This is a genomic window from Phenylobacterium sp. LjRoot219, from assembly GCF_964252995.1.
Classification (GTDB): domain Bacteria; phylum Pseudomonadota; class Alphaproteobacteria; order Caulobacterales; family Caulobacteraceae; genus Phenylobacterium.
Genome location: NZ_CAXUQI020000001.1, coordinates 511,540 through 524,873 on the forward strand (window position 1 = coordinate 511,540; position 13,334 = coordinate 524,873).

Annotated in this window: 15 protein-coding genes; 8 read left to right on the forward strand and 7 right to left on the reverse strand. The window is 69.6% G+C overall.

The window, feature by feature from the left end; translation table 11 throughout:
• Positions 1 to 43 precede the first annotated feature (43 nt).
• Positions 44 to 445, reverse strand: coding sequence for a phosphoribosyl-AMP cyclohydrolase (gene hisI, locus ACSQ14_RS02565; RefSeq protein ID WP_436009413.1), 402 nt, complete (start codon positions 443 to 445; stop codon positions 44 to 46).
• Between the two features lie 159 nt (positions 446 to 604).
• A complete protein-coding gene (gene folE / locus ACSQ14_RS02570; RefSeq protein WP_436009415.1) occupies positions 605 to 1,231 on the reverse strand; it encodes a GTP cyclohydrolase I FolE in 627 nt (208 codons plus the stop codon).
• Positions 1,232 to 1,415: 184 nt separating this feature from the next.
• Here folE and cysS point away from each other — a divergent pair, with 184 nt between their 5' ends.
• From cysS to ACSQ14_RS02600, 6 genes are all read left to right on the forward strand, one after another.
• A complete protein-coding gene (gene cysS, locus ACSQ14_RS02575) occupies positions 1,416 to 2,846 on the forward strand; it encodes a cysteine--tRNA ligase (protein WP_436009417.1) in 1,431 nt (476 codons plus the stop codon).
• A gap of 14 nt (positions 2,847 to 2,860) precedes the next feature.
• A complete protein-coding gene (locus ACSQ14_RS02580) occupies positions 2,861 to 3,415 on the forward strand; it encodes an SRPBCC domain-containing protein (RefSeq protein WP_436009419.1) in 555 nt (184 codons plus the stop codon).
• 204 nt (positions 3,416 to 3,619) lie between these two features.
• Complete coding sequence (locus ACSQ14_RS02585; protein WP_436009421.1) at positions 3,620 to 4,069, forward strand: iron-sulfur cluster assembly scaffold protein; 450 nt, start codon at positions 3,620 to 3,622, stop codon at positions 4,067 to 4,069.
• Positions 4,070 to 4,126: 57 nt separating this feature from the next.
• Positions 4,127 to 4,399 (forward strand): membrane protein insertion efficiency factor YidD, encoded by a 273-nt coding sequence (gene yidD, locus ACSQ14_RS02590; protein ID WP_436009423.1) that lies wholly within the window; start codon positions 4,127 to 4,129, stop codon positions 4,397 to 4,399.
• A 3-nt stretch (positions 4,400 to 4,402) separates the two neighbouring features.
• A complete protein-coding gene (gene thrS / locus ACSQ14_RS02595; RefSeq protein ID WP_436009425.1) occupies positions 4,403 to 6,382 on the forward strand; it encodes a threonine--tRNA ligase in 1,980 nt (659 codons plus the stop codon).
• Positions 6,379 to 7,317, forward strand: a complete 939-nt coding sequence (locus ACSQ14_RS02600; protein ID WP_436009427.1) for a glycosyltransferase family 2 protein — start codon at positions 6,379 to 6,381, stop codon at positions 7,315 to 7,317. Before thrS ends, ACSQ14_RS02600 begins: the two co-directional genes overlap by 4 nt.
• Before the next feature lie 31 nt (positions 7,318 to 7,348).
• Here the strand turns inward: ACSQ14_RS02600 and ACSQ14_RS02605 are convergent, their stop codons facing one another.
• Both ACSQ14_RS02605 and ACSQ14_RS02610 read right to left on the reverse strand, forming a co-directional pair.
• A complete protein-coding gene (locus ACSQ14_RS02605) occupies positions 7,349 to 8,257 on the reverse strand; it encodes a hydroxymethylglutaryl-CoA lyase (RefSeq protein WP_436009429.1) in 909 nt (302 codons plus the stop codon).
• On the reverse strand, positions 8,254 to 9,930 hold the full coding sequence (locus tag ACSQ14_RS02610; protein WP_436009431.1) for an ArnT family glycosyltransferase: 1,677 nt from the start codon (positions 9,928 to 9,930) through the stop codon (positions 8,254 to 8,256). The genes ACSQ14_RS02605 and ACSQ14_RS02610 overlap by 4 nt, the downstream gene beginning before the upstream one ends.
• A gap of 56 nt (positions 9,931 to 9,986) precedes the next feature.
• Here ACSQ14_RS02610 and ACSQ14_RS02615 point away from each other — a divergent pair, with 56 nt between their 5' ends.
• Complete coding sequence (locus tag ACSQ14_RS02615; protein WP_436009433.1) at positions 9,987 to 10,712, forward strand: glycosyltransferase family 2 protein; 726 nt, start codon at positions 9,987 to 9,989, stop codon at positions 10,710 to 10,712.
• A gap of 42 nt (positions 10,713 to 10,754) precedes the next feature.
• On the opposite strand, the gene ACSQ14_RS02620 is transcribed toward ACSQ14_RS02615, so the two are convergent.
• From ACSQ14_RS02620 to phaR, 3 genes are all read right to left on the reverse strand, one after another.
• Complete coding sequence (locus tag ACSQ14_RS02620) at positions 10,755 to 10,823, reverse strand: hypothetical protein (protein WP_436015337.1); 69 nt, start codon at positions 10,821 to 10,823, stop codon at positions 10,755 to 10,757.
• Between the two features lie 113 nt (positions 10,824 to 10,936).
• Positions 10,937 to 11,266 (reverse strand): hypothetical protein, encoded by a 330-nt coding sequence (locus ACSQ14_RS02625; protein ID WP_436009435.1) that lies wholly within the window; start codon positions 11,264 to 11,266, stop codon positions 10,937 to 10,939.
• Positions 11,267 to 11,317: 51 nt separating this feature from the next.
• Positions 11,318 to 11,944: a polyhydroxyalkanoate synthesis repressor PhaR gene (gene phaR, locus ACSQ14_RS02630; protein WP_436009437.1), complete on the reverse strand. Its 627-nt coding sequence runs from the start codon at positions 11,942 to 11,944 to the stop codon at positions 11,318 to 11,320.
• A gap of 178 nt (positions 11,945 to 12,122) precedes the next feature.
• Between phaR and ACSQ14_RS02635 the strand changes: the two genes are divergently transcribed.
• Positions 12,123 to 13,298, forward strand: coding sequence for an acetyl-CoA C-acetyltransferase (locus ACSQ14_RS02635; protein WP_436009439.1), 1,176 nt, complete (start codon positions 12,123 to 12,125; stop codon positions 13,296 to 13,298).
• Positions 13,299 to 13,334: the final 36 nt, after the last annotated feature.

A 13,334-nucleotide genomic window follows, 5' to 3' on the forward strand; every position in this document is an offset into this window, starting at 1 on the left:
GAAACGTCCGCCGGCGGCGATCGGGCCACGCCCCTGGAAGCCGTCAGTCGGCCGCGCGCACCAGCTGGTCCTTCTCGACGATGCGGTAGAAGCAGGACCGCGCGCCGGTGTGGCAGGCGCCGCCGTCGCCCTGCGGCAGGACCTTCAGCCAGACCGCGTCCTGGTCGCAGTCGATGCGGGCCTCGACCACCTGCTGGATCTGCCCGCTGGTCGCGCCCTTGTGCCAGAGCTCGTTCCGCGAGCGGCTGAAGTAGTGCGCCTCGCGGGTCTCCAGCGTCTTGGCCAGCGCCTCGGCGTTCATCCAGGCGAGCATCAGGAGCTCGCCGGTCTCGGCGTGGGTGGTCACCGCCGCGATCAGGCCGTTGGCGTCGAACCGCGGGCTGAGCGCCACGCCGTGCTCGAGCTCGTGCTTGGAGGCGGCGGTCGGGAAGGTGGTCTGGGTCATGGAGCAGGGGGTTGTTGCGTCGACCCACCATACTCCGTCATCGCCCGACTTGTTCGGGCGATCCATCCCAAGGCCGCTAGGCATCAGTAGCGGCTGGCGTGTCGGGCTGGGTGGCCCGGACAAGCCGGGCCATGACGGAATGGTTGGGAGGCGCTGGCGTCAGCGCTTGTTGACGAAGTCCAGGAAGCGCTGGCGCAGGCTGGGGTCGGTCTTGAAGACGCCGGTGAACTGGGTGGTGATGGTCGAGACGTGGCGGTGGTGCACGCCGCGGGTCGTCATGCACTGGTGGGCCGCGTCGATCAGCACCGCGACGCCGGCCGGACGCAGGCTGTCGGTCAGGGCGTCGGCGATCTGCTGAGTCATGGTCTCCTGGGTCTGGAGACGACGGGCGAAGATCTCGACCACGCGGGCGATCTTGGAGATGCCGACCACGCGGTTGGTCGGCATGTAGGCGACGTAGGCCTTGCCGAGGAACGGCGCCATGTGGTGCTCGCAGTGGCTCTCCACCTCGATCTCCCGCAGCATGACGATGTCGTCGTAGCCCTGCACGTCCTCGAAGGTGCGCGACAGCTCCTTGCCGGGATCGGCTTCGTAGCCTTCGAACCACTCGCCGTAGGCGTCGACCACGCGCTTCGGCGTGTCGATCACGCCCTCGCGGCGGGGATCGTCGCCGGCCCACGCGATCAGCGTGCGCACGGCCTCCATGGCTTCTTCGCGCGTCGGGCGCTTCACAGGTTCAAGAGCGTCGGACCCGATCAGGGTGCGGTCGCGAGCGGGAGCATCCATGTCTGAGAGCGGTTCTTTCCAGGGCTGAGTTGCGCCGGGACGACGGTCCCGGAGAGTACGCGTGCCACCCTTCCTCTTTTGAGATGCGAACGCGCACGGCTAGGCGTGGCTTCCGATCTTGGCCGCCTGTATATGGGCGCGACGCCCTGCCGGGCAACCGTGACGCTTTAATATCGGCCGTACGATGACCCTGAGCCTTTACGACACCATGACCCGCTCGAAGCGGGAGTTCGTCCCGCGCGATCCGAAGCGGGTGTCGATGTATGTCTGTGGGCCGACGGTCTACAACTTCGCCCACATCGGCAATTTCCGGCCGGTGGTGGTGTTCGACCTGCTGTTCCGGGTGCTGCGCGACGCCTATGGCGCCGAGGCCGTGCTCTACGCGGCGAACGTCACGGACGTCGATGACAAGATCAACAAGAAGGCCGCCGACGAGGGCGTGCCGATCGCGACGATCACCGACCGCTACCTCGAGGCCTACAACGCCGACGCCGCGGCGCTCGGCGCGCTCAAGCCCACCTTTCAGCCGCGCGTCACCGAGACGATGGACGCGATCATCGCGATGATCGGCCGGCTGATCGACAACGGGGCGGCCTACGCCGCCGAAGGCCATGTGCTGTTCGACACCCAGGCCTACCCCGACTACGGCAAGCTGTCCGGCCGGCCGATGGACGAGATGGTCGCCGGCGCCCGGGTCGACGTCGCCCCCTACAAGCGCCACCCGGCCGACTTCGTGCTGTGGAAGCCGTCGAAGGAGAACGAGCCGGAGTGGGGCAGTCCCTGGGGCCAGGGCCGCCCGGGCTGGCACATCGAGTGCTCGGCGATGATCGAGCAGGTGCTCGGCCTGCCGATCGACATCCACGGCGGCGGCATCGACCTGGTCTTCCCGCACCACGAGAACGAGATGGCGCAGGGCTGCTGCGCCGACCACGTCGACACCTACGCCCGCTGGTGGCTGCACAACGGCTTCCTCAACATGGGCGAGGAGAAGATGTCCAAGAGCCTGGGCAACGTCGCCCTGGCTCATGAGTTGATCGGCAGCTATCCGGGCGAGGCGATCCGCTGGGCCCTGCTGGCGGGCCATTACCGCGCGCCGCTGGAGTGGACCGGCGACCTGATCGAGCAGGCCAAGCGCTCGCTGGACCGGCTTTACGGCGTGCTGCAGGACGTCGCGCGGACCGTCCGCGACCGCGCCGTCCAGCTACCGGCGATCGTCGACTGGCAGGTCCAGGATCAGCTCCGGGCGTCCGGACTGCTGGCGGCGCTGGACGACGACCTGAACACCCCGGCGGCCTTCTCGGCCCTATTTGCGCTGGGCAACGGCGTGCGCGCCGCGCTGATGGCCGAGCAGTGGAGCGCGGTCGCCCTGCAGCGGGCGGCGCTGCTCGAAGGCGCCAACCTGATGGGCTTCCTCTGCGCCGACCCGGACGCCTGGTTCCAGGGCGGGGCCGACGACGACCTCAAGGTCAAGGTCGAGGCGCTGATCGCCGCGCGCGCCGACGCCCGCGCGGCGAAGGACTGGCCGCAGGCCGACCGCATCCGCGACGAGCTTGCACAGTTGAACGTTGAAGTGATGGATGGTCCGGCCGGGGCGACCTGGCGGATCAAGGAATAGACCTGAGCCCGCGAATGCCCTTTCAACCTCCGCCGCAACTGAAGGCCAGCATGTTCGGCCGCATGCCCGTGGGCGGGCCGAAGCCGCCGAAGGGCGCGAAGCCTGCGCCGAAGGCGCCGAACGGCGTGCGCATCGAGCACCGCATCGGCATCCAGGCCCCCGCCGAAGTGATCTGGCAGCTGGTCTACGACCTGGACGGCTACCGCGACTGGAACCCGCTCTACGCCGAGGCGAGCGGCGCTATCCACATCGGCGAGAAGCTCAACATGACCATCGTCCTGCCGGGGATGAAGCCGCAGGCCGTCCAGGCCACGGTGCAGGAATGGGTGCCGAACGAGCAGCTGCACTACCAGGTGACCGGGCTCGGCGGCCTGGTCCGCGGGCTGCGCTACGTCGAGATCGAGCAGCTCGGCCCGGAAAGCTGCATCGTCGCCAACGGCGAGATCTCCGGCGGCCTGCTCGGCCCGACCGTGGCGCGCAGCGTCGGCAGCAAGATCTTCAAGGGCCTGCGGCTGATGAACGAGGCGCTGAAGGAGCAGGCCGAGACGCGCTGGCGGCAGCAAAAATAGCTGTCATCCCGGAAGCCGCGCAGCGGCTGTCGCCTGATGATCCGCTCATCCCCGCGAAAACGGGGACCCAGGTGTTTTCGTCGCAGAACCTCAGCTGGCTTCGAGGGCCGGAAAAAGCCTGGATCCCCGCTTTCGCGGGGACGAGCGGTGAGGTGGATGGCCGCGCCATTTGACATCCGCCCCTCGGGCCCCGAACTAAGCTCCATGATCGACGACCTCTATTCGGCGCAGCTGCTCAAGCTGGCGGCCAACCTGCCGCGCAGCGGCCGGCTGGCGGCGCCCGACGCGAGCGTCGAAAAGATCGCCAAGCTGTGCGGCAGCCGGGTGCTGGTCGACGTCGTCGTCGCCGATGGGCGGGTGGTCGATTTCGCCCAGGAGGTGAAGGCTTGCGCGCTCGGCCAGGCCGCCGCCGCGGTGCTCGGCGCCCATGTCATCGGCGCCACGGCCGAGGAGCTGGAACTCGCCCGCGACCAGTTCCGTGCTATGCTCAAGACGGGCGGAGCTGCGCCCGACGGACGATTTTCGGACCTTTCGATGCTGGCGCCGGTGAAGGATTATCCTGCTCGTCACGCCTCGACGCTGCTGGCGTTCGAGGCGGTGGCCGAGGCCGTCCGCCAGGCTGCGACGCGAACTACCCCCGCCGGCGCGGCTTGATCCGCAGCGGCGCCCGGCGTAAGCGCTGGGGTCCGACGCCTTTATCCTGCAGCCGGCATGACCTTCTACGAAAGCTGCGTCAGAGGTGCGCTCCGCACCTATAAACTGACGCTTTCGCCGCTGATCGGGCGGCAGTGCCGGTTCCTTCCGACCTGCTCGGAATATGCGGCCGAAGTCCTGATCAGCCATGGCCCGTGGCGTGGCGGAGCGCTCGCCGCCCGCAGGCTGTGCCGATGCAATCCCTGGGGCGGAGCGGGATATGACCCGCCGCCGCCGCGCCGAGAGGATGGGCCGAAAGGCCTCCGCCCGGGCGCAAACGTGGACATGTGAGACATGATCGAACTGATTTTTCCGGACGGGAACAAGCGCGAGGTCCAGGACGGGGCCACGGGCCGCGAGATCGCCGCCTCCATCTCCAAGTCGCTGGAGAAGAAGGCGATCCTGGTGAAGCTGGAAGGCGAGCTGCTCGACCTCGACCGGCCGCTGCACAAGGGCGGCCGCTTCGAGCTGCTGACGCGCGACAGCCCGGAAGCGCTGGAGACGATCCGCCACGACGTCAGCCACATCCTGGCTGAAGCGGTCCAGGAATTATTCCCTGGAACTCAGGTGACGATCGGACCCGCTATCGAGGATGGCTTCTATTACGACTTCGCGCGTGATGAGCCATTCAGTCTCGATGACTTGGCCAAGATCGAGCAGCGCATGAGGGCAATCGTCGACCGTGACGAACCGATCCGCCGCGAAGTCTGGAGCCGCGAAGAGGCGATCGAACACTTCACGTCGATTGGCGAGGCCTACAAGGCCGAGATCATCCAGGACCTGCCGGCCGGCGAAGACATCAGCGTCTACCGCCAGGGCAACTGGAAAGATCTCTGCCGCGGGCCGCACCTGCCGTCGACGAAGTTCGCCGGCAAGGCGTTCAAGCTGACCAAGCTCGCCGGCGCCTATTGGCGCGGCGACCATCGCAACGCGCAGCTGCAGCGGATCTACGGCACGGCCTGGGCCAGCGAGGCCGACCTCGAGGCCTACATCCACCGCATCGAGGAGGCCGAGAAGCGCGACCACCGGCGCATCGGCAAGACCATGGACCTCTTCCACCTGCAGGAAGAGGGCAAGGGGATGATTTTCTGGCACGCGAAGGGCTGGACGCTCTACCGCACGCTGGAGGCCTATCTGCGCCGCCGCCTCGACGCCGACGGCTATCACGAGGTGAAGACGCCGCAGATCATGGACCGCTCGCTGTGGGAGCGCTCGGGCCACTGGGAGAAGTTCGGCCAGGCCATGTTCGTCTGCGAGACGACCGAAGGCGAAGAGCTGGCCGTGAAGCCCATGAACTGCCCGGGCCACATCCAGATCTTCAACGTCGGCCAGAAGTCGTACCGCGACCTGCCGCTGCGGATGAGCGAGTTCGGCGCCTGCCACCGGTTCGAGCCGTCGGGGGCGCTGCACGGCATCATGCGGCTGCGCGCCTTCACCCAGGATGACGCGCACATCTTCTGCCGCGAGGACCAGATCGAGTCCGAGACGACGAAGTTCGTGAAGCTGCTCGAGCAGGTCTACGCCGACCTCGACATGGAGCTGGCGAGCGTCAAGCTGGCGCTGCGTCCGGACGTGCGCGCCGGCACCGACGAGGTCTGGGACGTCGCCGAGGCCAAGCTCGAGCGCGCGGCCCGCGCGGCGGGCGTCGAGGTCGAGATGCTGCCGAACGAAGGCGCCTTCTACGGCCCGAAGCTCGAGTTCCACCTGCGCGATGCGATCGGCCGGACGTGGCAATGCGGCACGCTGCAGCTAGATTTCGTCCTGCCGGAGCGTCTCGACGCCACCTACATTGCAGAAGATGGAGCCAAGCAGCGCCCAGTGATGTTGCATCGTGCCATCTTCGGCTCTGTCGAACGGTTCATTGGCGTGATGATCGAGAACTACGCCGGCGCCTTCCCGCTGTGGCTGTCACCGGTCCAGGTGGTGGTGGCGACGATCACCTCCGACGCCGACGACTATGCCCGCCAGGTCGCCGAAACGCTGCGGGCCAAGGGCCTGCGGGTCGAGACCGACCTGCGGAACGAAAAAATCAACTACAAAGTGCGCGAACACAGTCTAGCCAAGATTCCAGTAATTACTGTAGTTGGTCGTCGTGAAGCCGAGCTGGGGCAGGTCGCTATCCGGCGCCTGGGTTCCGACCGGCAGGAGATTCTCGATCTCCAGGCGGCGGCGAACGGACTTGCCTTACAGGCGAGTCCGCCGGATCTTGCTCCCGCTAGGCGAGTTGATGATTCATCGGCTCGCGAGGTGGTCGGGGCCATGGAGGCTGGATGAACGGCATCGTCGCACCGATTGTCGCTGCAGAGCCCGCACTCACGCCGGACTTCCTGAGGTCGCGCCCCAGGGTCTCGGTGGTGATGGTGGTCTACATGACAGGCGAGGCGCTCGAGCAGAGCGTCGCCTGCGTGCTCAGCGACCCGCTGGTGGACGAATTCGTCATTGTCGACAACGGCTCGACGCCCGGCGACGCGGCGCGGCTGCGCAACCTCGCCGAGCGGGATGAGCGGGTCACCCTGCTGTCCGGCCACGGCAACGTCGGGTTCGCGCGCGCCGCGAACCTCGGCGCCCGCACCGCCCGCGGCGAGGTGCTGGTCTTCCTCAACCCGGACGCCTTCCTGCAGCCGGGCTGCGTGGCGGCGCTGGCCCGCGAGATCGAACACCGGCCGGTGCCGTGCATCGTCGGCGGTCGGGTGCTGAACGCCGACCGCACCGAGCAGCGCGGGGCCCGCCGCGGCGACATCACCCCGATGAGCGCGCTGGTCTCGCTGAGCCGGCTGTCCGGCCGCGTCCCGGCGCTGCGCGAATACGAGGTGCACTGGGAAGCCGACGCTCCGCCGGACGCCCCGGCGGCGGTGCCCACCATCTCCGGCGCCTGCTTCTGCATGCGGCGCGAGGACTTCGAGGCCGTCGACGGCTTCGACGAGGGCTATTTCCTGCACGTCGAGGACGTCGACCTGTGCTGGCGGGTGCGCCAGCAGGGCGGCGCGGTGCTGTTCCATCCCAAGGCCGAGGTGATCCACCTGGGCCACACCAGCCAGACCAGCCCATTGCGCGTGGAGTTCCACAAGGGCGTCGGCCTGGCCCGCTATTTCCGCAAGCGGGCGGACAACATCTCCCAGCGGCTGCTCGCCTGGGCCCTGCTGCCGGTCATCGTCTGCACCGCCGTGGCGCGCCCGGTGATGTGGCGGCTGAAGGGCCGGACGGGGTAATTGACCTCCCCGGTGAAACGGGGGGGAAGGATCAGACCGCCTTCGCCGGAAACACCCCTGCGCGGCTCAGCGCGGCGGCGGGGGCCTTGTCCAGCAGGCCGTTGATCCAGCGGCCGGTTTCGATCAGCCGGTCGAGGTCCAGCCCGGTGTCGAAGCCGGCGCGCTCCAGCATGTAGACCAGGTCCTCGGTGCCGATGTTGCCGGTGGCGGCCGGCGCGAACGGGCAGCCGCCGAGGCCGCCGCAGCTGGCGTCCAGCACGTCGACGCCGGCCTCGACGCTGGCGAAGGCGTTGGCCAGGCCGGTGTTGCGGGTGTCGTGGAAGTGCATCCGCAGCCGGGTGTCCGGGGCGGCCTGGCGGGCCAGCTCGATGCGGCGGCGGACCAGCCAGGGATCGGCCACCCCGATGGTGTCGGCGATCGCCACCTCGGGCAGCTTCAGCTCGTCGGCGACGCGGACCACCTTCAGCATCTGCTCGTCGGAGACCTCGCCGTCGAACGGGCAGCCGAACGCCACGGTGACGGTCAGCGTGATCGGCGGCCCGCCGTACTGCGCGCGCTTGGCGGCGATGGCGCGCAGCGCGGCGATCTGTTCGTCGGTGGAGGCGCCCTGGTTGCGGATGCCGAAGCCGTCGGACGCGCAGACCACCACATTGGCCTCGTCGCAGCCAGCCTCGACGCAGCGGTCCCAGCCGCGTTCGTTGAGCACCAGGCCAATGCGCGAACGGCCGGCCTGGCGCGGCAGGGCGGCGCTGATCTCCTCGGCGCCGGCCATCTGCGGCACGCGCTTCGGATTGACGAAGGAGACGGTCTCGATCCGCCGAACGCCGGCGTCCTCCAGTCGATGGATGAACCTCAGCTTCTGGTCGACCTCGAGCAGGGCCTTCTCGTTCTGCAGCCCGTCGCGCGGGCCCACTTCGACGATTTCGATGCGGCGGCTCACGGGGAAACTCCTGCGGCGGTGGCGGCGACGTAGATCCGCAGCGTCATCTCATCCCCGTTGGAATAGTCCAGACCCTTCACCGCGCCCACCTGACGCGCCTGCACGCCCAGGCTCGCCAGCGCGCGATGGAAGGCGGCGGCCTTGCGGTCTTCGACCACGGCCGGGCGGTTCTCGGCGATCGCCTGGGCGGCCGCTTCCGGGGTGGTGAGTTCGGTCGGGGTGCCGAGCGCGAACACCAGGCTGGGCTCGGCGTAGCCGGTGACCGCCACCGGCGCGTCGGCGACCCCCTGGCGGGGCAGCAGCCGGGCCTGCTCCAGCGCCGCCTCGACGCGGGCCGAGAGCCACAGCGGCTCGAGCCGGGGGGCGACGCCGGCGGTCAGCGCTGCGTGGCCGGCAGCGCCCAGCAGGATCGCGGCGATCGCCGCCTCGCGCGGCTTGTCGCGGACCAGCAGCGCCGCGCCGACCAGGCCGGCGGCGGCCAGCAGCACCGCGGCGATCACCGCGACGGGCGCGTCGCTGCGGTCGCCGTAGGTCGCCAGGATGTAGCCGACGGCGGCGGCGAGCAGCAGGCCGACCAGGGCGCTGAGGATCGCGCCGGTCCAGCGCGCCCGCGGGCCGATCGGCTCGACCAGGGCGGCGGCGGCCAGCCAGGCCAGGGCGCCGTAGGCCGGCAGCGGATAGTGCACCAGCTTGGTCGGCATCGCCTCGAACACCAGCCAGACCGGGACCAGCCAGGCGATCGCGAAGCGCACGCCGGGCTCGCGCCAGCGCCGCCAGGCGGTGACCGCCGCGGCCGGCAGCAGCAGCGTCATCGGGAAGGTCAGCAGCGGCGCCAGCAGGGTGTGGTAGCCGGGCGGCGCGCCATGGGTCTCCTGGCCGCCGGCCAGCTTCGGGGCCAGGTCGCCGCCGAACGCCTGGGTCCAGAAGCCGCCGTCGGTGGCGACGGTCACCGCGCCGGCCCAGGGGCCGACGATCACCGCGACGATCACCAGGCCCCACCACCACTTGAGGCCGACCAGCCAGGCGGGGCGGCGGTCGAGCAGCGCCAAGAGCACGATCGCCAGGGCCACGGTCATCGGCCCGATCGGCCCCTTGACCAGGGCCGCCACGCCGATCGCTGTCCAGAACAGCCACACCGCGCTGCGCGGCGCCGGCGGGCCGTCGCGGGCGGCGGCGTAGATCCGCGCCAGCGCCGCCATGGCCAGGGTCGTCATCCCGCACAGCATGGCGTCGGTCTTGGCGATCAGCGCCTCGGTCGACAGCAGCAGGGTCGAGCCGAGCAGCGCCCCGGCCAGCAGCCCGGCCGGCCGGCCGAAGAAGGCGGCGGCGCCCCAGGCGCAGGCCGCCGCCGCCAGCATCGCCCCGGCCAGCGAGGGCAGGCGGTAGGCCCAGATGGCGCGCACCGCCGGATCGGAGAACAGCGAGACGCTGAAGGCCTGCATCCAGTGGATGCCGACCGGCTTCTTGAAGCGCGGCTGGTCCTGGTAGCGGATGACCACGAAGTCGCGGCTCTCGAGCATCTGCGCCGTGGCCTGGGCGAAGCGCGATTCGTCGCGGTCGAGCGGCGGGACCGCGAGCAGACCGGGCAATCCGGCGAGAAAGGCGATCAGGGCCGCCAGCGCAGGGCCGCGCCAGCCGCGGCTCAGCCGCGCCAGTTGTCCGTCGAGCGTCATGGTCGCGGTGATAGCACGATCCTTTCCTGCGCGGCCTTTTCCGCTATGGGAGGGCCATGGCTTCCGCCCCCGACATCTCTGTAGTGATCCCGGTCTTCGACGAGGAGGGCGCCGCGCCCGCGCTTGCGCGCGAGGTGGCGGCCGCCTTCGCCGGGCGAAGCTTCGAACTGATCTTCGTCAACGACGCCAGCCGCGACGGCACGCGCGCGGCCCTGCTGGCGCTGCGCAGCGAGATCCCGCAGCTGCGGGTGCTCAGCCACGGCAAGAACTCCGGCCAGAGCCGCGCCATCCGCACCGGCATCCTCGGCGCGCGCGGGGCGGTGATCGTCACCCTCGACGGCGACGGCCAGAACGATCCGGCCGACGGTCCCGCCCTGGTCGACGCCCTGCTGGCCGGTCCGCCGGAGCTGGCCCTGGTCGGCGGCGAGCGGGTCAAGCGCCAGGACAGCCAGGGCAAGAAGATCGCCTCGCGGATCGGCAACGGCGTGCGCAAGCGGCTCCTGAAGGACACCGCCAACGACACCGGGTGCGGGCTGAAGGCGTTCCGGCGCGAGGCCTTCTTGCGGCTCCCCTACTTCGACCACATCCACCGCTACCTGCCGGCCTTGATGCTGCGCGAGGGCTACCGCACCGAGTTCCGCCCGGTGAACCATCGCCACCGCCAGACCGGCCGCTCGAAGTACACCAACCTCGGCCGCCTGTGGGCCTCGCTGTCGGACCTCTACGGCGTGATGTGGCTGCAGTCCCGCGCCCGCAATCCCGGCGCGGTCGACGAGGGGTAGGGGCGGTGGATACTCCCCCTGAGGGGGAGCATCTGGGCGCGCTTACGTCAGCGCCGTGAAGATCAGCGCGACCACGGCGATGTCGAAGAAGCGGGAGGCCAGTTGCAGCATGGCCTGGGTGGAGCAAGACTTGCGCCAGCCGCGGCCCTAGGGGCGTCGCTGCGTTGACGGGGCGCCGCGGCGCCTTCTGCTCAGCAGGATCTGCCGGCGGTCAGTAACGGTCTTCAGATTTCGGTCTTGAAGCGGCCGGTGCGCGCGCGGCGGTCTTTCGAGCCGGACCATTCGACCCGGTTGTAGCTGGCCGAGGCGCTGTCGATCGCCGCCGGGCCGGCGCGAAGACCGCGCTTCTGGCCGTCCTGGCCGAGCAGCTGGGCGTCGAACACCGCGGCGCTGGCCGGCGCCTCCGGGGACGGCGGCACGGTGTAGGCGGCCCCTTGCGGGACCGGCAGGCCGATGGCGTGTTCGGCCGCGGCGGCCGCCTCGACCCGGTCGGCTGCGGCGCGGGCGCGCCGCAACCGGGCGGCGCGGCGGATGGGGTCGATCGAAGAGGTCATCAGGCGGTCATCCTTGCGCGCGGACAGTTAAGAAACGCTCGCGCTGCGAGGTTAGCTTTTCGAGGCCAGCTTCTCGATCTGCGCCTGCATCTCCTCCATCCGCTTGCGCAGTTCGGCCATGGCGTCGTCCTGCGCGGGCTCCGCGGCGGCGGGTGGGGCGGCCGGCGGCGGGGCGGCGGCTGCGGCGGCCTCGCCGGCCTTGGCGAAGGCGAACGGCGAGAACATCTTCATCGCCCGGTCGAACAGGGCGAGGTTCTGCCGGACCTGGTCTTCATAGCCGCCGATGCCGGAGGTGGTCTGGCCGATCGACGCCAGTTGGCTGCGCAGCTGCTCCTGCTGCTGGGAGAAGGCGCTCAGCGACAGCTCCAGGTAGCTCGGCAGGAAGGCCTGCATGGAGTTGCCGTAGAAGCCGATCAGCTGCCGCAGGAACTGGATCGGCAGCAGGCTCTCGCCCTGGCTCTCCTCCTCGAAGATGATCTGGGTCAGCACCGTGCGGGTGATGTCTTCGTTCGTCTTGGCGTCGTAGACGACGAAGTCGACCCCTTTCTTCACCATGTCGGCGAGGTGCTCGAGGGTCACGTAGCTGGACGACGCGGTGTTGTAGAGCCGTCGGTTCGCGTATTTTTTGATCACGACCCGCGCGTCCTGCGGGGCGCCGGTCTCCTGGGTGCTCGCCATCCCAAGTCCTTGTTTTTTTGGCGGCCGCGACGCCCGCGGCCGTTTTCTGCACTGCAGTATCGCGGATGCGATCTTAATAGGAAATGTTTGAACTTTCAGCGGTTGCCGGTTGCCCGCAGTCGCAGCATGCACCTAGCTGGATAACGTTGATCTCCGCCTCTCCAGGAGCTTTTCCCATATGAGCGACATCGTCATCGTCTCCGCCGCCCGCACCCCAGTGGGCTCCTTCAACGGCGCATTGTCCAGCCTCCCGGCGCACGAGCTCGGCGCGGTGGCGATCAAGGCGGCGGTGGAGCGCGCCGGCATCTCCGCCGCCGAGGTCGAGGAGGTGATCCTGGGCCAGGTGCTGCAGGCCGGCGCTGGCCAGGGTCCGGCGCGCCAGGCGGCGGTGAAAGCCGGCGTGCCGATCACTTCGCCGGGCTGGTCGCTGAACCAGCTCTGCGGCTCGGGCCTGCGCGCCGTGGCGCTGGGCGCCCAGCAGATCCAGGACGGCTCGTCGAAGATCGTCGTCGCCGGCGGTCAGGAAAGCATGAGCCAGTCGCCACACGCCGCCCAGCTGCGCAACGGCGTGAAGATGGGCGACTTCGGCATGGTCGACACCATGATCAAGGATGGTCTGTGGGACGCCTTCCACGGCTATCACATGGGCCAGACCGCCGAGAACATCGCCGCCCGCTGGCAGATCACCCGCGAGGACCAGGACGGTTTCGCCGTCAGCTCGCAGAACCGCGCCGAGACCGCCCAGAAGGCCGGCCGGTTCGCCGACGAGATCGCGCCGGTGGTCATCAAGACCCGCAAGGGCGACGTGGTGGTCGACCAGGACGAGTACATCCGCCACGGGGTGACGCTGGCGAGCATCGCCGGTCTGAAGCCGGCCTTCACCAAGGACGGCTCGGTCACCGCCGGCAACGCCTCGGGGCTCAACGACGGGGCCGCGGCGGTGGTGTTGATGACCGCCAAGGAGGCCCAGGCCCGCGGGCTCACCCCGATCGCCCGGATCGCCTCCTGGGCGCACGCCGGCGTCGAGCCGGAGGTGATGGGCACCGGGCCGATCCCGGCCAGCCGCAAGGCGCTGGAGCGGGCCGGCTGGTCGGTCGCCGACATCGACCTGATCGAGTCCAACGAGGCCTTCGCCGCCCAGGCGCTTTGCGTGGTGCGCGAGCTCGGCCTCGACCCGGCGAAGGTGAACGTCAACGGCGGGGCGATCGCCATCGGCCACCCGATCGGCGCTTCGGGCGCGCGGATCCTGACCACCCTGCTGCACGAGCTGAAGCGCTCGTCCGCGACCAAAGGTCTCGCCACCCTGTGCGTCGGCGGCGGCATGGGCGTCGCCGTCTGCGTCGAGAAGGTCTGACTAGGCCGGACGGCAACCTTAAGGTCCGCTCCTCGC

Bases quoted from the DNA above. Each gene is read 5' to 3' on its own strand.
- ACSQ14_RS02600 (WP_436009427.1), top strand. From the start codon at position 6,379: ATGAACGGCATCGTCGCACCGATTGTCGCTGCAGAGCCCGCACTCACG.
- thrS (WP_436009425.1), top strand. From the start codon at position 4,403: ATGATCGAACTGATTTTTCCGGACGGGAACAAGCGCGAGGTCCAGGAC.
- yidD (WP_436009423.1), top strand. From the start codon at position 4,127: ATGACCTTCTACGAAAGCTGCGTCAGAGGTGCGCTCCGCACCTATAAA.
- ACSQ14_RS02625 (WP_436009435.1), bottom strand. From the start codon at position 11,266: ATGACCTCTTCGATCGACCCCATCCGCCGCGCCGCCCGGTTGCGGCGC.
- cysS (WP_436009417.1), top strand. From the start codon at position 1,416: ATGACCCTGAGCCTTTACGACACCATGACCCGCTCGAAGCGGGAGTTC.
- ACSQ14_RS02610 (WP_436009431.1), bottom strand. From the start codon at position 9,930: ATGACGCTCGACGGACAACTGGCGCGGCTGAGCCGCGGCTGGCGCGGC.
- ACSQ14_RS02635 (WP_436009439.1), top strand. From the start codon at position 12,123: ATGAGCGACATCGTCATCGTCTCCGCCGCCCGCACCCCAGTGGGCTCC.
- folE (WP_436009415.1), bottom strand. From the start codon at position 1,231: ATGGATGCTCCCGCTCGCGACCGCACCCTGATCGGGTCCGACGCTCTT.
- phaR (WP_436009437.1), bottom strand. From the start codon at position 11,944: ATGGCGAGCACCCAGGAGACCGGCGCCCCGCAGGACGCGCGGGTCGTG.
- ACSQ14_RS02585 (WP_436009421.1), top strand. From the start codon at position 3,620: ATGATCGACGACCTCTATTCGGCGCAGCTGCTCAAGCTGGCGGCCAAC.
- ACSQ14_RS02580 (WP_436009419.1), top strand. From the start codon at position 2,861: ATGCCCTTTCAACCTCCGCCGCAACTGAAGGCCAGCATGTTCGGCCGC.
- ACSQ14_RS02615 (WP_436009433.1), top strand. From the start codon at position 9,987: ATGGCTTCCGCCCCCGACATCTCTGTAGTGATCCCGGTCTTCGACGAG.
- hisI (WP_436009413.1), bottom strand. From the start codon at position 445: ATGACCCAGACCACCTTCCCGACCGCCGCCTCCAAGCACGAGCTCGAG.